The organism is Microbacterium neungamense (assembly GCF_024971095.1).
Classification (GTDB): Bacteria; Actinomycetota; Actinomycetes; order Actinomycetales; family Microbacteriaceae; genus Microbacterium; species Microbacterium neungamense.
The window spans coordinates 231,558-250,416 of sequence record NZ_CP069717.1 but is presented as its reverse complement, the minus strand read 5'-3'; the positions used below and the strand labels follow the sequence as shown (position 1 = coordinate 250,416).

10 protein-coding genes are annotated in these 18,859 nt (G+C 72.2%); all 10 read right to left on the bottom strand.

Going from position 1 to position 18,859, the window contains the following annotated elements:
* Positions 1-16 precede the first annotated feature (16 nt).
* From JSY13_RS01175 to JSY13_RS01130, 10 genes are read right to left on the bottom strand one after another with little or no spacing between them, the layout of a single operon-like run.
* Positions 17-1,408, bottom strand: coding sequence for an RDD family protein (locus JSY13_RS01175; RefSeq protein WP_259607204.1), 1,392 nt, complete (start codon positions 1,406-1,408; stop codon positions 17-19).
* Complete coding sequence (locus JSY13_RS01170; protein WP_259607203.1) at positions 1,405-3,036, bottom strand: serine/threonine-protein kinase; 1,632 nt, start codon at positions 3,034-3,036, stop codon at positions 1,405-1,407. The genes JSY13_RS01175 and JSY13_RS01170 overlap by 4 nt, the downstream gene beginning before the upstream one ends.
* Positions 3,033-4,262 carry an FHA domain-containing protein gene (locus tag JSY13_RS01165; RefSeq protein WP_259607202.1) on the bottom strand — a complete coding sequence of 410 codons (1,230 nt, stop codon included), beginning with the start codon at positions 4,260-4,262 and terminating at the stop codon, positions 3,033-3,035. The genes JSY13_RS01170 and JSY13_RS01165 overlap by 4 nt, the downstream gene beginning before the upstream one ends.
* Positions 4,262-5,083: a PP2C family protein-serine/threonine phosphatase gene (locus tag JSY13_RS01160; RefSeq protein WP_259607201.1), complete on the bottom strand. Its 822-nt coding sequence runs from the start codon at positions 5,081-5,083 to the stop codon at positions 4,262-4,264. The genes JSY13_RS01165 and JSY13_RS01160 overlap by 1 nt, the downstream gene beginning before the upstream one ends.
* Entirely contained in the window at positions 5,080-6,510 is a 1,431-nt protein-coding gene (locus JSY13_RS01155) for an RDD family protein (protein ID WP_259607200.1), read from the bottom strand. The genes JSY13_RS01160 and JSY13_RS01155 overlap by 4 nt, the downstream gene beginning before the upstream one ends.
* Positions 6,507-8,879: a transglutaminase TgpA family protein gene (locus JSY13_RS01150; RefSeq protein ID WP_259607199.1), complete on the bottom strand. Its 2,373-nt coding sequence runs from the start codon at positions 8,877-8,879 to the stop codon at positions 6,507-6,509. Before JSY13_RS01150 ends, JSY13_RS01155 begins: the two co-directional genes overlap by 4 nt.
* Positions 8,876-10,138 (bottom strand): DUF58 domain-containing protein, encoded by a 1,263-nt coding sequence (locus JSY13_RS01145; protein WP_259607198.1) that lies wholly within the window; start codon positions 10,136-10,138, stop codon positions 8,876-8,878. Before JSY13_RS01145 ends, JSY13_RS01150 begins: the two co-directional genes overlap by 4 nt.
* Positions 10,138-11,109 carry an AAA family ATPase gene (locus JSY13_RS01140; RefSeq protein ID WP_259607197.1) on the bottom strand — a complete coding sequence of 324 codons (972 nt, stop codon included), beginning with the start codon at positions 11,107-11,109 and terminating at the stop codon, positions 10,138-10,140. Before JSY13_RS01140 ends, JSY13_RS01145 begins: the two co-directional genes overlap by 1 nt.
* A gap of 43 nt (positions 11,110-11,152) precedes the next feature.
* A complete protein-coding gene (locus tag JSY13_RS01135) occupies positions 11,153-17,221 on the bottom strand; it encodes an Ig-like domain-containing protein (RefSeq protein WP_259607196.1) in 6,069 nt (2,022 codons plus the stop codon).
* Positions 17,222-17,248: 27 nt separating this feature from the next.
* A complete protein-coding gene (locus JSY13_RS01130) occupies positions 17,249-18,718 on the bottom strand; it encodes a metallophosphoesterase family protein (RefSeq protein ID WP_259607195.1) in 1,470 nt (489 codons plus the stop codon).
* Positions 18,719-18,859: the final 141 nt, after the last annotated feature.

The window sequence follows — 18,859 nt, the reverse complement described above, 5'->3', positions numbered from 1 at the left end:
TGTTCGTCCGTCGTCGTCATCGTCCGCCGCTCGCATCCGCGCTCATGCGCACGACCGCCGCGACCCGGTCGCCGAGGCGGATCATGTCGCCCTCGGTGGTCACGATCGGCCGGCCGGCCGCGATGCCGTACTCGGTGCCGCCGCGGATGAGCCCCGAGCCGTTCGTGGACCGGCAGTCGACGACCTCGAGCCCGCCCTCCACCGGCCGCACCAGCAGGTGCGTCTTGGAGAGCGAGCGGGTCTCGTCGGGCAGCGGGATCGGGCGCGCGCCGGGGTGCTGCGCCGCATCGGGGTTGCGCCCGAGCAGGACCGGCTCGGCGATCGGGATGCTGTCGCCGGTGTCGAACCGCAGCCCGAAGCGCACGGCCGGCGCGCCTTGCGGGGCGGGGGCCTGCGCCGGCTGCGGGGCGGGGGCGGGCGCCGGCTGCGGGGCGGGGGCGGGCGCCGACGCGGGACTCTGTACCACGGCGGGCTGGCCTGCCGGTGCGGGCTGGGCGGCGGGAGCCGGCTGCGGCGCCGGCGCCAGCGCGGCGACGGGTGCGGCCGCCGGCGCGGATGCCGGGGCGGCGGGCACCACCGGCACCACGGGCGATGCTGGGGACGACGACGGCACGGGAGCCGACGGCCGGTCGGACGCCTCCCGTGCGCGCGGGTCATGTGGCCGGGCCACGCCGACGACCCCGGCGCTCAGCCGGCTGCCCGGCCGGTACTCGGGCTGCGCTCCCGGGTCCACCGGCGTCGCGAGCGAGGGCAGCGGGGCGCGCTCCGGCACCGGTTCGGCCTTCACGGCTTTGCGGGCCACCCGCATCCGCTTCTCGTCGTACGGGTGCAGCCCCTTGCGCACGTCCACGAGCCACACGTTCGTGGCCTTGTCGTGCCAGCCGCGTCCGCGGCCCTGCGGATCGAACGTGGGCGAGATCAGGAAGGCGGGGGCCAGCAGCGGGATGAGCCCGGCCGCGGAGACCATGAGGAAGCGCAGCAGCACGGGGCCGACGCCGGGACGCTCCAGCGTGCGCACGTTCACCGTCCGGATGCCGGCGACGGCCTTGCCCACGGTCACGCCCTTGCGGCCGTGCAGGATCAGCTGCACGACGCCGAAGACGAGGGTGAGCAGCACCGTGATGGCGGCCATCACGACCGCGAGCGTGAAGTCCGGGTGGTTCAGGAACCCGTACGGCGAGACCGCTCCGGTGGCGAGCTTGAGCAGCAGCGGGACCCCGCCGAGCCACAGCGGCAGCTGCAGCAGCAGCCAGATCGCGCCGTCGCAGGCGGCGGCGAGGGCACGGCGGCCGAACGGCGCGCGCCGCAGTCCGAGCGCAGCCGCGTACGCGGGGTCGGGTCGTCCCGCCGCGTCGACGCCCTCGATCGTCGGCTTCTTCTCGTCGATCTCCCAGATCTCCTGAGTCACTCGACGCATCCCCTGCTCTCCGGTGAGGCCCGCCCGTCGGCGCGCTTGAGGATGACCTCGATGCACGTGCGCTCCGGGTGCGCGCCGGGGAGCGTGACGGTGTTCTCGGTGGTGTTCGCGGGATCCCCCGGCCCGTCCAGCGTCACCTGGTACCAGATGTAGGAGTCGCCCTCCTGCGGATCGGGGTTGGTCCAGCGGAAGCTCACGGTCTCGCCGCTCCGGCTGCCGGTCAGCTCGGTCACCGGGGGCACGATCGCGGAGATCGGATCCTGCGGGTCGACCGGCTCGGCAGAGGTCTCCGCCGGTTCCGGCACGAGCATGTCGGCGAGGGAGCTGCTGAACCAGAGCACCAGGACGAGCATCAGCACGCCGAGGGCGGTGATCAGCCAGCCCCACCAGGGCATCCCCCTCGAGCGCTTGTGCTCGACGGATGCCGACGCCGGCGCGGCCTCGGTCGCGGCCGCCGCGGCCTGCGCCGCCGGGGCCTCGGGGGCGAGGATCGTCGGCGGGCGCAGGAGGGTGCGGTCGTCCTCGGCCGCCGGCGCGGGAGCCTGGCTCGGGGCGTACGACGGCGGCGGGGCGGCCGGCGGGGACGCCGGCGGCGCGTCGAAGCGCGGAATGCCGCCGGGGCCGGCATCCGGCCGCTTCCGCTCCGTCGCGGCGGACGGTCGCGTCGCCGTCTGCGCCTCCGGGCTGATCGACTGCACCTGCCGCACCCGCGTCAGTCCGTCGCCGTCGTCCTCGACCTCGTCCGGGTGCGGATGCTCGTCGACGATGTCGATCGGCGTGACCGAATGCGCCAGCTCGATCTGCACCTTCTGCAGCGCCCGCGCGAACGCGACCGCGCTCGGATAGCGGTCGTCGGGATTCTTCGCCATCGACCGTTCGAGCACGGCCTGCAGACTGTCCGGAGAGTCGGCCCGGTTCAGCCGCGGCAGCGCGGCGCGCTCGATGCGCTCGATGAGGTCGGCGCTGGTGTTGCGCTCACCGGGGCGCTCGAACGGCGAGCGTCCCGCGAGGAGGGTGTACAGGGTGGCGCCGAGCGCCCAGACGTCGGTGCGCGGGCCGCTGGTGGGCGGGTCGGCGAACGACTCCGGCGGCGACCACGGGATGGACATGCCGGATGCCTCGCCGGTCGCGCCCGTGGTCGAGGCGATCCCGAAGTCGGTCAGCGCGGGCCGGTTGTACTCGGTGACGAGGATGTTGGCCGGCTTGATGTCGCGGTGCAGCACCCCGGCGCGGTGCGCCGTCTCCACGGCACCCGCGACCTGGATGCCCACGCGCAGCGCCTCGGCCACCGAGAACGGCTCCCGACGGGCACGGATCTGCAGGTTCGGGCGCGGGCAGTACTCCATCACCAGGTACGGCCGGCCGTCCGCCGCGACGCCCGCCTGGTAGATCGTGACGATGGCCGGATGCGTGGAGAGCATGGCCATCACGTTCGCCTCGTCGGTGAACTCCTGCGCGGCTCCGCTGGAGATCCGCTCGGCGAGCAGCACCTTCACCGCCACGCGGCGGCGGGGCATGTGCTGCTCGTACAGGAAGACGTCGGCGAACCCGCCGGTGCCGAGCGGCTCGAGGTAGGTGAAGCCGGGCAGGTCCGGCGGCGGAGAGGGCGGCCGGTTCACGGCAGATCCTCGAAGGCGACTGTCACGCCGTCCCCGAGGTCGACCACGTCGCCGGACACCACGATGGTGGGCTCACCCGGGTGCAGACGCACCGGATCGGCGCCGGCGCGCAGCAGAGTGGAGCCGTTCGTGGTGTGCAGGTCGACCACCACGGCCGTGTCGCCCTCGGGCCGGATCTCCAGGTGGCTGCGGGAGATGTCCTGCTGCGGGCTCTCCACGGCCACCAGGTGCGGCATGTTCGCCCCGCTCGCGCGGGTGGAGCGCGGGCGGCGGCCGATGATCACGGTGCGGTCGAGCGTGACGACCTGTCCGGTGGACACCCGGATGCGGCCCGACGGCGCGACCGGGATGACGGCGGTGGGCGCCTCCGGCGGCGCGGCCGGCGGAGCCTGACGCAGATTGCGGAGCTCGGATGCCGCGATGGTGGCGCCGTCGTGGTCGCCGAAGACCGGCGGTGCCGGAGCCGGCGAGACGGGAGCGGGCGGCGCCGGCGGCTTCGGCGGGGTGTGCACGGTGGCGCCGAAGAGCTGGTCGAAGTCGTCCTCCGCCGGGGCGTAGGTGACCTCGGTGGGCAGCAGGGTCACGCCGTTGTCGGCTGCGGGCGCCGCAGGCTCGGACTCTGAGCTCGTCGAAGGCTCCGGGGAAACAGGGGACGCTTCGACGGGCTCAGCGTCCGGCTGGGACTCGGACCCTGAGCTTGTCGAAAGGTGGGACGCTTCGACGGGCTCAGCGTCCGTCTGGGGCTCGGCGCCCGTCGCGGGGAAGACGGGCGGGGCGAGCGGGTCGGAGTCGGCGCGGAGGTCCGCCTCGGCGGAGGCGGCGAGCACGATGCCGCTCTGCAGCGGGAGTGCGGCCGGCGAGGCGGGCTCCTCGGCGGCGATCTCGACCCGCGTCGCGTTCGCGGCGAAGCGCTCGCTCCAGGTGGTGACGTCCGCTCCCGACACGGTCTCGCTGCCGGCATCCGCGGTGACCGTCACCGCGACCTCGCCGCGCACGGCGACGCGCACATCCTCACCCTCGGCGATCGCGGCGGCGAACGAGGGCATGCCGGTGAACGATCCGGCGCCGCCCGCCAGCACGTCGATCGCGGTCGCCAGGCTCGGCTTCTCGGCGAGCCGGTCCCACAGCGCGCGGACGATCTCGCCCTCCGCCTCGGCGGGCACGGTCACGAGCACGCCCGGCATGGCGATCAGGTACCACGATCCCGGTCGGTAGGTCGTCTGCATCAGCGGGTCCCTCCTGCTGCGATCTCACGCCGGTGCGTGTCCGCGTCGATGTCCGTCTCGTCGTCCGCCTGCATCGGCGTTCCCGGTCGCGACGCGACCGCGACGGCGTCCACCACCACGACGGTGATGTTGTCCCGTCCCCCCGCGCGCAGGGCCTCGTCCACCAGCGCCTGTGCGGCGGCCTGAGGATCCGGCTCGTCGTAGAGGATCTCACGGATCCTCGCGATCGGCACCTCGGACGACAGTCCGTCCGAGCAGATCAGCATCCGGTCGCCGAGCTCGGCGGGGAACAGCCAGTAGTCCGCCTCGCCGGTGCTGCTGGCGCCGATCGCCCGCGTGATGATGTTGCGGCGGCGGTCGGTGAGCGCCTCCTCGGCGGTGATCTCGCCCGCCTCGATGAGCTCCTGCACGACGGAGTGGTCGACCGTGATCTGCTCGAGCTCGCCGTCCGCGAGGCGGTAGGTGCGCGAGTCGCCGATGTTCAGCGCGAGCCAGTACCCCATCCCGTCGACGGAGGCGATCACCACTCCGCTCAGCGTGGTGCCGGCCCGGCCGTCGAGGGCGCTGGAGAGGCTGTCGACGGCGGCGTGCGCGCGGGCGACGGCGAGCCGCACGTCGTCGAGCTCGAGCGCGGTGCGCCCGATGAACGGGAGGAACTCGGCGATCGCGGTGGCGCTCGCACGCGCGCCCGCCTCGTGTCCGCCCATGCCGTCGGCGACGAGGAACACCGGCGCGCTGGCCAGGTGCGCATCCTCGTTCACGGAGCGGCGGACGCCGGGGTGGGTCGCCGATCCGGGCGCGGCGACGAGGGGAAGTGTCATGCGTAACCGCCGATCGTCACCACGCGATCGCCGATCTCGATCGCGTCGCCGAGCCGCACCGGCACCTGCTGCCCGGCCGGACAGGCGATGCGCTGACCGTCGCGGACGATCGTCATGCCGTTCGTGGAGTGCAGGTCGCGCACCCACCCGCCGGATGCCTCGGCCGCCGCCTCGAAGTGCGTCTTCGACAGCGACAGGGTCTCGTCGCGGACGGCGACGGCCAGCGCCCCCGGCTCCGCGTTCGGGTTGCGGCCGAACACCGTGCGCCGCGAGACGGTGACGCGGGTGCCGTCGTCCCAGGTGAAGACGAGGCGATGGCCGGGGACGCTGATCCGCGTCTCCTCGATGTCGTCGGCGGCATCCGCCGCGGATGCCGGGGCCGCCGGAGCCGGGACCGCGGGAGGTTCGACGGCCGGCGCGGGCACGGCGGGCGGCTCGACCGCGGGCGCCGGCTCGGCCGGGGTGGCGGGTTCCGGCACCGGGGATGCCGGCGGCGCGGGCGCCGGAACGGCGGGCAGGTCCGGCCCCGGGGCGGCCGGGGCGGCGGGCGGCGGCACGGCAGGACCGGTGGGTGTCTGCGGTGCCGGCGGGGCGTCCGCGCGCTGCGGCGGGCCGTCCTGGGTGACGCCGGGGACGAACGCGATCAGCCCGGCATCCGGCGCCGCGCTCGGCGCGGGACGGTGCTGCAGCTGCGTCTCCTCGATGTCGCTCACCGGCGCTGCGGCGGCCGGGGCTGCCGGCTCTGGCAGCGGCGGGCGCGGCGGCGCGGGGAACGCCGGCTGCGGGAACGCCGGCTGCGGGAACGCCAGCGCCGACGGGGCCGGATCGGCGGGCTGCCGGGAGGCCGGGCTCGCCAGGTCCGGGCGGGCCGGTACGGCGGAGGGCGGCGTCGGGAACCCGGGCGGGGGCGTCCGCTCGAACGCGGGCTGGGGAAGGGCCGGCGACGCGGGCGCGGTCATCGCGTCGGGCGTCCGCGCGGTCCTGGCGTCGAGCATGAGGGAGCCCGCCACCTTGTCGTGCCAGCCCTGGAATCGGCCCGAGCCGTCGAACAGCGGCGTGAAATAGCCGACCACGATCGAGGCCGCCAGGCCGAAGATGACGTTCCGCAGCAGCGTACGGCCGAACCCCAGCGGTCCGCCGTCGTCGGCGCGCACCAGGCGCAGACCCTGCGCCCGCATCCCGATCGACCCCGAGCGGGACTGCATCAGCGTGTACACGACGAACCAGCCGAGCATCAGCAGGCTGATCAGGGGGGCGCCGAGCGCGAGCGTGGCCAGCATCCCCTCGGGCGAACCGGAGAGCGTGGCCGCGACCACCAGCACCGTCCCCAGGACGATGCCGAGACCGGCGGCGATCAGGGCGTCGATGACGTAGGCCACGGCGCGCCGTGAAACCGGGGCGACCTGCCCGAACGCAACCTGTGTCATGACGTCGTCTCGCTCTCCGCTGGGGTGGATGTGGTGGTCTCGATGCTGGCACGTCCGCCGCGCACGCGCGCGGCCGCGGCGTCCTTGAGCTCCTGCAGGCGCCCGCTGATCGCGCTGCCGCCGAGCACCGAGCGCAGGTTCAGCCGCGCCTTGGTGCGCTTCCAGAAGCCGGCCTGCGCGCCAAGGCCGGCGACGATTCCGTCGACCTCGTTCCAGAACGCGTCGACCTCCTCCGGCGTGGGCTCGGCGGGTCCGAACACCTCGGCGTCGGCGCGGTCGGCCAGCGCGGTGACGGCGGGTACGGTGAATGTCTCGGCGACGCGGGCCGCCTCCTCGGTGCGGGTGGCGCCGGCAGGCAGGCGCGCGCCGTAGTCGATGGCGCGGTCGGTGAGCTCGTCCCAGCCGCCGCTGATCCGGTCGGCGGTACGCTCGGCCGCACGGCGGGCGCGCCGCTTCGCCGCCTTCCAGGCGCCGATCACGATGAACGGGGATGCCAGCAGCGCGAGGATCGCGAAGGAGATCCCGGTGATCGCCAGGATGGTGCCGATGATGCCGAGGATGTTCAGCGACTCGTCCTCGGACTCGCGGTCGTCCGGCAGCGTGGGCGGCAGGTCGACCGGCTCCTGCGGCGGGGGCGGCGGCTGCAGCACCTGCGGCTTCGGGTCCACCCGAGGCTTGGTGTTCTGGTCGTTGGGCACCTTGTCCTCGGGCGGCGTCGGGTTGAAGGTGAGCCATCCGAAGCCGGCGAAGTTGATCTCGGTCCAGGCGTGCAGGGTGTCGCCGGTGGCTTCGAAGACAGCCTGGTCCTTCTGCTCCTCGTCCGGGTAGAAGCCCATCACGACGCGCGCCGGGATGCCGACCTCGCGCGCGAGCAGCGCCATCGCGACGGCGTACTGCTCGTCGTCGCCGATCATCTGGTCCCCGCCGAGGAGGGTGGAGATGCGCTCGGAGGTGTGGCCGGCCCGCGAGATCACCTCACCCTCGAGGCCGTGGCTGAAGAAGCCACCCTCGGCGAGGAAGGTCTCCAGCGCCCGCACCTGCTCGATGGGCGTCTCGGCGCCGGCGACGATCTCGGATGCCAGGGCGGAGAGCTCCTGCGGGACGTTGCTCTGCTTGGGCATCGGCACCTTGCCGAAGTCCGCGTCGCCCAGCCGGTCGTCGTCGGGAGTGGCCGGGATGATCGTCTCCACCGTGTAGGCGTCGCCGCGGGCGAGCTTCGAGGTGGCCACCGCGGTGCCGGTGGCGGGGTTGTAGTAGGTGCTGCGGCGCAGCTCCTCGGCGCGGTCGCCCTGGAAGCGGATCGCCGAGACGTGCCCGGCATCCGGCACCCACACGGCGTTGTACTCCGCGATCTCGATCTTCAGCGTGGCGGGCACGCCCTCCGCATCCGGCGCCATGTTCGAGCGCAGCGGCGTGAACGCGCTCGAGGATCCCGGTCCCCCGTCGGTGACGTTGTAGACCATGCCGTCGAACTGATCCATGGTGCCGATGCGGATGCGGGCGTCCTCGGGGAGTCCGCGCACGGTGAACAGCGTCTTGTTCTTGTGGTCGCGGACGTGCTTGCGGAACGACTGCAGCGGGCTGGGGTAGTCGCGGATGTCGAACGGCGGGATGATCACGTCCCGGAACACGTGGCGGGGCTGCTGCGGGGTCGCGAACGCGCTCGTGGCGACGCCGGCGCCGCCGGCGATGACGAGCACCGCGGCGCCGGCGACGATCCGCCGCATCCGCATGTGCGCGGCGCGCGCCGGGTCGACCTCGCCCACCGACACGGCGGCGTTGCGCGGCGCCCAGATCTGCCGCACGGCGAGCCAGACGATGGAGAGGACGGCCACGAGGAGCCCCTGCGCCACCGGCATCGCCGGCTCCGGGGTGCCGAGGGCGATGACCAGCGCGAGCGTCGCCGCGACGGGCAGGAGGGCCCACACGACGCGCTCCAGGCGCAGCGCGAGGGACGCGGTGACGGAGCTCGCGACGAGCGCGAGCAGGAACGGCACGATGAGGTGACCGTCGGCGGCCGACACCGGAGCCACCGTGGTGAGGAGCTGCTTCCAGGAGGTCACCACGCCGAGCGCCAGCAGCCGCAGCGTCTCCAGGCTGGGGAGGAACCCGAGGAGGGCGGTGTGCGGCAGGGCGAGCGCGCCGCCGAACACGAAGTAGGCGGCGATGACCAGCCCGGTGACGATGAGCACGCCCCATCGGCGGAGGGCGCAGACGGCGGCGATGGCGAGGCCGAGCAGGATGCCGCCGACCGCGGCCGGCAGGTAGGACGGCCCCGCGAACGTGGGCAGGAAGCCGACCATCGCGACGCCGATGAGCAGCGCGGTCATGCCGAGATCGAGGATCCAGCGGCGCGGGGCGAGAGTCATGCGAGCACCTTCCGCAGGGCGAGCGGGATCTGCTCGAGCGCACCGACGGAGACGACGTCGGCATCGCCGATGCGGCGCAGGGCGGGCAGGTCGACCGACGTGTCGGCGACGACGACCATCACGCGGGCGCCGAACGGCAGCCGCGAGCAGGCGAGGCGGAGGTCGTCCGGGGACACCTTCGACCCGCAGACGAGCACCACCACGCTGGCCAGGGGCATCGTCGCGGCGACGACGCCGGCCAGCTCGGCGACACCGCCCTCGCGCGGCCTGCTGCTCTCCAGCGCGGAGAGCGAGTCGAGCATCTGCTTGCCGGTGCGAGCGGGCAGCTCCCGGCCCTGCACGCGCAGGTCCACGCGCTGGGAGTCGCGGAGGGCGCGCAGGCCGATCGACCCGGCGGCCGAGATGCCGAGCTCGAAGTCGTCATCGGAGGCGTAGTCGCCGGTGGAGCGGGACAGGCCGATCACGAAGTGCGAGCGCCGGGTCTCCTCGAACTGGCGCACCATCATCACGCCGGTGCGCGCCGTCGAGCGCCAGTGCACATGGCGGAGGTCATCGCCCGGCTGGTATTCGTTGAGCGCGTGGAAGGACACGTCGTCGCGGGACAGGTCGGTGGCCGGCAGCCCCTCCAGATCGCGCAGGTAGCCGAGGGACTGCCCCTCGAACAGGATCGTCCGCGGGTGCACGTACAGGTCGACCGGATCGTCGCGGCGGTGGGCGCGTTCGAAGAGGCCGAGCGGATCGCCGCGCACGACGCTCACCGGCCCGACCTTGACCACGCCGCGCTTCTGCGTCGGGATGGCGAACAGCTCCTCGGCCTCCTCGCCGGGGGCGAGGCGGCCGATGCCGAACTCGCCGCGTCCCGACCCGACGGGCAGCACGACGCGGGAGGGCAGGATCGCCCGGGTGCCGCGGTTGGCGAGGGTCAGGGCGCCGACGGCGCGCTCCCCCACCACGACGCGGGTGCGCGCGAGGTCGAGGGACACGTCGTACTCGGTGCGCCCGATGAGGAACAAGGAGCACAGCACGAGGACGATGGCCATGACGGCCGCGGCGACGGTGAGCTCGACCCATCCGAGCAGCTGCCCGGTGATCCAGAACAGCGCCGTGGTGCCGATCAGCACCCACGCCAGCGGACGGATCACCGCGGCGATGCGGCGGAGACGCTCGAGGACGCGCACCCCGATGACGGCCGCGATGTCACGCCACCCGGCGTCTCGCTCCGTGGTCGCGGGTGCCGCCGGAAGCGTCTCCGCCGTCATCAGGCCGCCGCTCGGGCCTGCGGTGCGGCGACGCCGTCGAGCACACGGGCGATGACGGCGTCGGCCGTCGTGCCGGCGAACTCCGCCTCAGCGTCCAGCAGCAGGCGGTGCTGCCAGACCGGGCGGGCGAGGGCCTTGATGTCGTCGGGCAGCACATAGTGCCGTCCGTGCGCGGCGGCCCACACCTTCGCGATGCGGATCATCGCGATCGCCCCGCGGACGGAGACGCCCAGGCGGATGGCGGGATCGGTGCGGGTGGCCTCGGCGAGCTCGGCGACGTACCGCAGCACCGCTGCCTCGACATGTGTGGTGGCGCCGAGGTCGGCCATGTCGGCGACGGCGCTGGTGGTGATGATCGCCGACAGGGATGCGGACGGGTTGCGGTGCGACGCGCCCCGAAGGATGCTCTCGGTCACCTCGAGGTCGGGGTAGCCGATCGAGGTCTTGATGAGGAAGCGGTCCAGCTGAGCCTCCGGCAGCTTGTACGTGCCGGCCTGCTCGATGGGGTTCTGCGTGGCGATCACCAGGAACGGACGTCCGGTCTCGTGGGTGACGCCGTCGACGGTGACGCGGGATTCCTCCATCACCTCGAGCAGCGCCGACTGGGTCTTCGGCGAGGCGCGGTTGATCTCGTCGGCGAGCACGATCGACGCGAAGATCGGGCCCTTGTGGAACTGGAAGCGGTGCGACTGCTGGTCGTAGATCGTGACGCCGGTGACGTCGGACGGCAGCAGGTCGGGCGTGAACTGGATGCGGGAGCTCGTGCCCTGCACGGTGGCCGCCAGCGCCTTCGCCAGGCTCGTCTTCCCGGTGCCCGGGGCGTCCTCGAGCAGCACGTGCCCCTCGGCGAGCATCGACGCGAGCACCAGGCTCACCACGTCGCGCTTGCCCTGCACGGCCTTGTCGACGTTGTCGACGAGGCGGTGGAAGGTCCCCTGGAACCAGGCGGCCTGTTCGGGTGTCATCGTCATCGGTTCATTCCTCTTGTGTGTTCCGTCCGTCTGCTGGGCACGGCTAGGGCCGTGGCCAGAATCTCTTCTCGGTGTCGACGTCGTCCCCCCAGCCGGCGATGTCGACCCAGACGTCCACGCCGTCGCGACCCTGCCAGCAGGAGATCTGCGTGGATCCGCTGCCGTCGAAGTTGACGGTGTGCGAGCTGCTGCCGATGGTGCCGTAGGCGCTGGACTTGCACCACACCTGCTTGGACCCGATGTTCAGGTTCTTCCAGTTCACGACGAACATCCGGCATCCGTTCACGCAGCTCTCGGGCGCGGGGTCGCCCTGCGTGACCCACACCTCGGGGGCGGGCGGGGCATTGGTGGTGGCGGATGCCGACGCGACCGGCGTCCACTGGCCAGCGGCGTCCTGCGCGCGCACCTGGATGCTGTGGGTCTCGTTGTAGCCGTTGCCGCGGACGACGGACCCCTCGATCGCGGCGTCGCGCCAGCCGTTGCCGTTGATGTTGATCTGGGTGAGCACGATCGCACGGCCGTTGTCGGAGACCCGGGCGTTCCAGCTCAGTTCGACGCTGGTACCGAGGTTCCGGGCTCGGGCGACCGGAGCGTGCGGCGGACCGTACGGGATCTCGGAGATGGCGTTCGAGGGCCCGCTGGCGTACGCCGATCCGCCGACGTTCGACACCGCGCGCAGCTCAACCGTGTACCGGGTGCCGTTGGTCAGGCCGCCGATCACCTGGTTCCCGGGCAGGCCCGCCCAGCCGCCGCCGTTGAGGCGGTACTGGTAGCTGACCTCGGTCGTCCGGGCGCCGTTGCGGTCGCCGGGGGTGTATTCGATGCCGAGAGCGCGGTCACGGGCGTGCACGGCCGTGAGCCTCGGCGGGTCGGGTGCGATCACGCCGCGGCGCTCCGCGGACGGCGGGCTGAACTCGCCCCAGCCCGCCTTGTTCTGCGCGCGGATGCGGTAGGTGTACGCCGTCTCGGAGGTGTCGACCACGACCGCCTGGCTGGTCGCCCCGGCCGCCGGATAGAGCGTGTCCACCACGGTGCCGCCGCGGAGCACATCCAGCTGGTAGCCGTCGATCGCATCGCCGTTGCTGTTCGGAGCGACCCAGTTGACCTGCATCTGGGCGCGGTCGCCGACCGGCGCGAGCTCCTGCGTGGTGGGCGCGGCGGGCTGCAGCGGCGGCCCCGCGGGGATCTCCGCGGTCGACCAGGCGCTCCAGCTGGAGGGCTCGGGGGCGCGGTTGTGCGCCTGCACGCGCACCTTGTAGCTGGTGCCGTTCTCCAGACCCTCCCAGACCAGCGAGTTGCCGGTGGTCTCCTTCTGCGCGATGCCGGACGGCGGCACCGGGGAGATCTCGAGCGTGTACCGATCCACCGGCGACCCCGGAGTGGTCGGGGTGGTCCAGGCCACCTTCAGCGACTTGTCGCCGAACGCCAGGGTGGGCGGGTTCGGGGTGTCCGGCCGGGCATCCGGGCGGGCCGGTTCGGATGTGCCCGACGGCTCCGACTCGCCGACGCGGTTGGTGGCCGTCACCTGGAAGGCGTACTCGACGTTGTTGGTGAGCCCGTCCAGGGTGCATGTCGTCGAGGAACACTGCTTCGAGTAGGGGTTCCCCTGCACCGAGCGCACCGTGTAGTGGGTGATCTCGGCGCCGTTGTTGGACGGCGGCGTGAACGAGACGACCACGGTGCGGTCCTGCACGCTGGTGACCGACGGGGTGCCGGGAGCCTCCGGCACGCCCTGCACCGTGACCACGATCTTGCCGTTCGCCTCGCGGTCGGGGTCCTCGGTCGCATCCTGGATGCGGTAGGCGACGACCAGCGTGCCCACGAACTTCGCGCCCGGCGTGACGACGACCTCGTCACCGCGCACGTCGACCCGGCCCTCGCCGGATTCCGTCGCGGCCGACAGGATCTTCAGCGGCGTCTCCGGGAACGGGTTGAAGTCGTTCGCGAGGACGGGGACGGTGATGGACTCCCCCTGGTCGGCCTCGGCGATGGTGTCGGTGTTGGCCGCCGGCATGGCACGGTTCGAGGCTGTCACCCGCACGGTGACGGTGCCCTCGATCGGCTCGGTCTCGCCGTCGCTGATGCGCAGCGTCAGGGTGACGCCGGTGCCCTTGCGGGCGTTCGAGGATGCCTGGACCGACAGCTTGTCTCCGTCGATGCTCGCCGAGACGCCGCTGCCCTCGCCGTCGACCAGCGTGTAGCGGTGCTTGCCGGCGTCCTCCGGGTCGGGGTCGGTGGTGAGCTTGCCGAGGTCGAGCACGGTGGCGTCCTCGCCCGGCGACACGTTCACCTCGCCCGAGACGAACGTCGGCTGCTGGTTGTCCGGCGGCAGCACGGTGATCGGGATGGTCAGGGTCGCCTTGCGCCCCTCGGGGTCGTCGGGCCCGGTGCCGTCGGTCACCTCGAAGGTCAGACCGTCTTCGCCGAAGTATCCGGGCGCGGAGGTGTAGACGAGGGTGCGTTCGTCTTTGACGAGGTTCGAGCCGTCCGCGTGCGCGGCGGTCACTTTCGCGTGCTCGGTGATCACCACGGACCCGCCCCCGGCGACGGTGACGTAGTCGTCCAGCGGCAGCTCCTTCGTCTCGCCGCTGACCACCTCCACCGGCTTCGTCGAGGTGAGCGTGGGACGCAGCCCGTCCACCGCGGGGACGAAGATGAACGCGGATGCCGCCAGCCCGTCCTGATCGGTGAGGGTGTAGCGGATCAGCTGCATCTCCTCGCGGACGGTGACGCGCACCGTGCCGTTCTTCTGCACCGTCGCGCCCTCGCCCACCTCGAGTTCCAGCGCCTCGGTGGTGCCGTCGGGGTCCTCGTCGTTGCCGAGGATGTCGATCTCGGCGACGAGTGAGTCCTCGGCGATGTCCGTGGGCAGGACGCGATCGTCACGGGCGATGGGCGCCTGCAGCGGCACGTCCTCGTCGACGGTGATCTGCAGCACGGCGGTGGCGGTGGCACCCCGGCTGTCGGTGATCGTGTACTGCAGCGACGTCTCGACGGCGCGGTCCGGTGCCTGCACCAGGACCCGGTCGCCCGAGACGCGCGCCGACAGGCCGCCGACCTCCGGCGTCTCCAGGCCGTTCTTCACGAGCGCGACCTGATCGCCCTCGGGGTCGGAGTCGTTCTCCAGCACCGGCACCGCGATCTCCCGGCCAGGGCGCACCACCACGGCATCCTTCACCGCGTACGGCGCCTGATTCGCCTGCTCGGCCGGAGCGATGCCGACCCGGATGGTCGCGGTGCCCTCCTTGCCGAGCCGGTCGCGGACGCGGTAGGTGAACGTGTCGACGCCGCTGGAGTCGTCGAAGGCCTCGTAGCTGAAGTAGTTCTGGGCGGTCTCGGTGATGCGGCCCTTGGTGGGGCTGGAGGCCAGGCCGAGCAGTTCGACCGAGTCGCCGTCCTCATCGATGCCGTCCAGCGGCACGGCGATGTTCACCTCGGTGCCGGCGAGGGCGCGCGCGGTGATGTCCCGCGGCCGGGGAGCGGCGTTCTTCTCCTCGTTCACCGGGAGGATCTGGATGGTGATGTAGCCGGCATCCTTCTGCTGCCGCGAGTCGACGACCTCGTACGTGGCGTAGACCGTCTTCGCCTCGGGGCCCGCCTTGAATCGCACGGTGTCCTGCGAGACGAACGCCTCGCCGTCCTCCGGGTCGACGAGCGGTTCGATCAGCTCGGGGGCGACGTGCATCGCGTCGTCGTTCGGGTGGGTGTCGTTGTCGAGCACGGGGATCGTCACGACGTCCCCGGCACGGACGACGACCTGGTCGTCGTTGGCGACCGGCGGCAGGATCTCGTCGGGCGCGGGGATCGGGATGACCACCACCTCGCCCTCGGCCGACTGGGCGCCGTTCGAGATGCGGTAGGTCAGCCGCACCTGCTCGTCGAGCGCACCCTGGTCGGTGATGCGCAGGGTCTCGTGGTTCAGCACCGAGACCGAGATGCCGCTGCCCGGTTCGACCGTCACGGACTGGACGACGAGGATGCCGCCCGCCGGGTCGGTGTCGTTGCCGAGCACCCCGATGAGGACGTCGCCGCCGATGGGCAGCAGGGCCACGTCGCGCACCGCGACCGGGGGCTGGGTCTTGTCGGCGGCCTCGGTGACGTCGACCCGGACGATGCCGCGGCCGTTCTTCGCCCCCGCCGTGACGAGATACTGCACGTAGTAGACGCCGGGTGCGGGGGCGCTGAAGGTGAAGGTCTTGTTGGCGAAGTCGGCCTGCACGGTGGCACCGGGGACCTCGTCGACGCGGGCGAGGCGGAGGGGTTCGCGGCCGCTGCTGGTGTCGTTCGCGAGCGGCGAGACCGTCACCTGCTCGCCGACGCGGGTCACCACGTGGTCCGCGTTCGTCTTCGGGTCGGTCGTCCCGGGCGGGCGGACGTCGAGGACGATCGTGCCGGTGGCCGTCTCGCCGAGACCGTCCGCCACGGTCACCTGGACATCCTTCCGGCCCTGCAGGCTGGCCACGGCGTGGTAGGTGATCTGGCCGTCGGTGGTGAAGTCGACCTCGTCGCCGGGAGCGGCGATGACCTCCTTCAGATAGATGTCGTCGCCGTCCGGATCGATCCAGTCCGGAAGGATGTTGTACGACACCGTCCCACCCGACTCCACCGCCAGCGTGGTCTTCCGCTTCGGAACCGGTGCACCGTTCTGATCCCAGTCGTGCACCGAGACCGTCACCGTCGCGGTGTCCTTCCCACCCCGACCATCATCGGCCTCGTACCCGAACGATGCCGACCCCGACGCATCCTCCTCCACCGCCATCTGCAACGACGCCCCGTTGTGGATCGGCTGCACCGACCCCAGCGACGGCCCCTCCCCCGTCACCGTCGCCACCAGCACGTCACCGTCCGGATCGTTGTCGTTATCCAGCACCGGCAGCACCGCCGTGCCCCCCGGACGCACCCCGAACGAATCATCCTCCGCCACCGGCGGAGTGTTCACCTCACTGCGCTCAGGAAGAGTGGTCTCCACCGTCTCCTCGGTGGTCTCCTCCTCGTTCTCCGTCTCCCCCTCCGGCGGAGTGATGTCATTCCAGTTGTCGACCCGCTGCAGACTCTCATCCGCCGTCCACGCCGCACCACCGACCGCATCGTTCAGGATGATCACATCCCGATTCACCCGGAACGTCAGCGACGACGCCCCCTCCGCGCCCTCGATCCCCGCGACCACATCACTGGACTCCCCCGGGCACTCCCGCACGAACATCGCCGACCCGGCCCACGCCCCATACACGCAGCCCCGCAACGACACCGGCACCGCCGGCGACCCCGACCCCCCGGCATCCGTCACCTGCGGCTCCCCGCCATCCAACGGCACCCGCACCAACGACGACCCCGTCGCCACCGCCACCGCATCCCCCGGCGCCGACGCGTACTGCAACACCGCATCCTCCGCCGCACCGATCTCCGTCCGGAACCCACCCGGCGTGGTCACCACACCCGCCGCATCCAACACCACCGGCACCCGACCCACGGCCGTCACCTGCACCGGGCCCTCAAGCTCCCCCACCGACGACACGGCCGGCTCCAACGGAGCACCCTCCGCATCCACCGGCACCGTGACGACCTCACCGCGCGACCCCGACACCCCGAACACCGTGCCATCCCGCGCCACCACGACATCCGAAACCTCGCCCAACTCGGCCACCGGCTCGGCGCCCTCGATCTCGAAGCCCGCGATGCCCTTCACCGGCACCACCCAGAGCTCGCCCGACCTGCGGTCCAGCACGGCCACGGTCTCGTTGCCCAGCGCCACCTCCGCAGACCCGGGGACCCCCGTGCTGTCACCGAGCGCGATCCGCGCCGGATCCACGGCCGTGATCGCGGCATTGCCCTTGTCGACGACCACCACATTGGTGCCGTCCTGCAGGATGTCGAAGTCCTCACCCGAGGTCCGCAGACCCCCGTCGAGCACCGTCGACTCGTTGTTGAAATGCCCCACCAGCAGGCTCGACGACTTCGTGATCCACACACCGCCATCGTGCAGATCCACCTTCGTCGTCGGGAACCCGTCATAGCTGAACGCCATCGTCGTGATCGCGACCACGCCCGCCGTCACGCCCGCGGCGGACGCGAGCGTCTTCGGGCGCGCCCGCAGCCACGACATCGCCTTCATTCCCGGTTCCCCCTGTGGGATCGCTCTTCATCGGAGTTCACGCCGCCCCGAGGATGGGCCCACGACGCACCGGAACATCCTAACCGGGGCGTTCGCCGGGCGCCGATGGGGAGATATGCCCCAATCCCCGCTCGGTCCGTACATGGTCGTGACGGCGGCGGTGTTCACGATCGTTGCGCCGCGCGCGAGCACCGGGTCGGGACGCTGCTCGACGCTCCAGTCGTTCAGCTGCGCGGACCAGTGCGTGTGGCTGTTCAGCATGACGACGTTCGGGTTCTCCGCCACCAGCGCCGCGAACCGCTCGGTGTCGGCGCCGAAGTCGTTCGCGTAGAAGCGGGCATAGGTGCCCGACACCGAGTACGGCAGCACGTGATGGGAGAAGAGGAGCACGGGCTTGCCCTGCTCGCGCCAGTGCGCGAGTCGACCCTCGAGCCAGGCGAACTGCTCGTCGGACAGCTCCACGAACGGCCCGGCGCCGGTCTTGGCGGCGTAGTCGTAGAACTCGCTGCCGATCCAGAGTAGCGGCAGTTCGCCGTCGACGAGCACCTCGCCCCAGAGTCCGCCCTGGCCGCCTACCCCGCGCATGCCGGTGCGGTCCAGGAACCGGTCGAGGTATACGTCCGACCCCTCCCAGCCGTAGAACTCGTGGTTCCCGGCGGTCGAGACGACCGTTCCGTACTCGTCGCCACCGCCCGCGCGGAACGCGCTCAGATAGGCGTCGTAGTTCGCGGTCGCGCCGTTGCTGACGAGGTCGCCGTTCACGACGAGGGTGTCGGCCGGATGCGGCAGCGACCGCAGCCCGGGAAGCACGAGGTCGCGCATCCGGGTCGTCGCGCCCTGGATGTCGCTGAACACGTCGACGGTCGCCTTCGGCGCCTCGTCGTCGGCCAGGGGCCGGAGGGGACGGACCACCTGGACGTCGTCGATCATCCACGACCCGGCGGCGCCCTCGGTGCGCAGCTCGAAGCGGATCGTCATCGACTTCGCACCGGCCGGGACGACGACGCGGAGCCGCGGCTGCGCGGACTCCTCGTCGCTGCCGGCATACTGGCGCAGCACGACCGGGGCACCGCGGTCGAAGGCGACGGTCACCGTGCCGGTCTGCGCCGCGCCGCGGGCACGGTAGTGGCTGTCGAAGCGCAGCTCCAGCTCGTCGCCGCCTTCGACGGCGATGGGGCTGCTCGTCAGCGAGCCGGCGAGCGCGGCATCCGTCGCCTCGGCCACCGCGATGGTGCCGGATGCCCGGGTGAACGCCTGCCGGCGGTCGGTGCCGTGAGCGGCGACCACCTCGGAGAGGGTGGAGCGCTGCCAGGCGCCGTCGACCGTCCACGGGTCGGTGGCGCCGTCGAAGCCGTCGAACCAGACGAGCCGCTCGGTCGTGACGCGGGACGCGGCGGTCGGATCGGTGCCGGCCGCCGCGGCCGCGGGCGAGATCACGGCGGTGACGAGCAGGGCGGCGGATGCGGAGATCGCGCCAAGGGTGCGTCTGGGTGCCATCACTTCTTCCTGGGAGTGAAGGGGAATGCGTCGCCTTCGAGCATGCGAGGCGGTGAGAAGTGCAGACAACTTCCCGCGCGGATGTTCGCGCGGAAGTCACCGGGGCCGGTCGTCGCGCGGTGACGGCACAGTGAAGGAACG

Excerpts from the sequence above, each read along its gene's own strand:
- JSY13_RS01160 (WP_259607201.1), bottom strand. The coding sequence starts at position 5,083 with ATGACACTTCCCCTCGTCGCCGCGCCCGGATCGGCGACCCACCCCGGC.
- JSY13_RS01150 (WP_259607199.1), bottom strand. The coding sequence starts at position 8,879 with ATGACTCTCGCCCCGCGCCGCTGGATCCTCGATCTCGGCATGACCGCG.
- JSY13_RS01145 (WP_259607198.1), bottom strand. The coding sequence starts at position 10,138 with ATGACGGCGGAGACGCTTCCGGCGGCACCCGCGACCACGGAGCGAGAC.
- JSY13_RS01135 (WP_259607196.1), bottom strand. The coding sequence starts at position 17,221 with ATGAAGGCGATGTCGTGGCTGCGGGCGCGCCCGAAGACGCTCGCGTCC.
- JSY13_RS01165 (WP_259607202.1), bottom strand. The coding sequence starts at position 4,262 with ATGCAGACGACCTACCGACCGGGATCGTGGTACCTGATCGCCATGCCG.
- JSY13_RS01130 (WP_259607195.1), bottom strand. The coding sequence starts at position 18,718 with ATGGCACCCAGACGCACCCTTGGCGCGATCTCCGCATCCGCCGCCCTG.
- JSY13_RS01155 (WP_259607200.1), bottom strand. The coding sequence starts at position 6,510 with ATGACACAGGTTGCGTTCGGGCAGGTCGCCCCGGTTTCACGGCGCGCC.
- JSY13_RS01140 (WP_259607197.1), bottom strand. The coding sequence starts at position 11,109 with ATGACGATGACACCCGAACAGGCCGCCTGGTTCCAGGGGACCTTCCAC.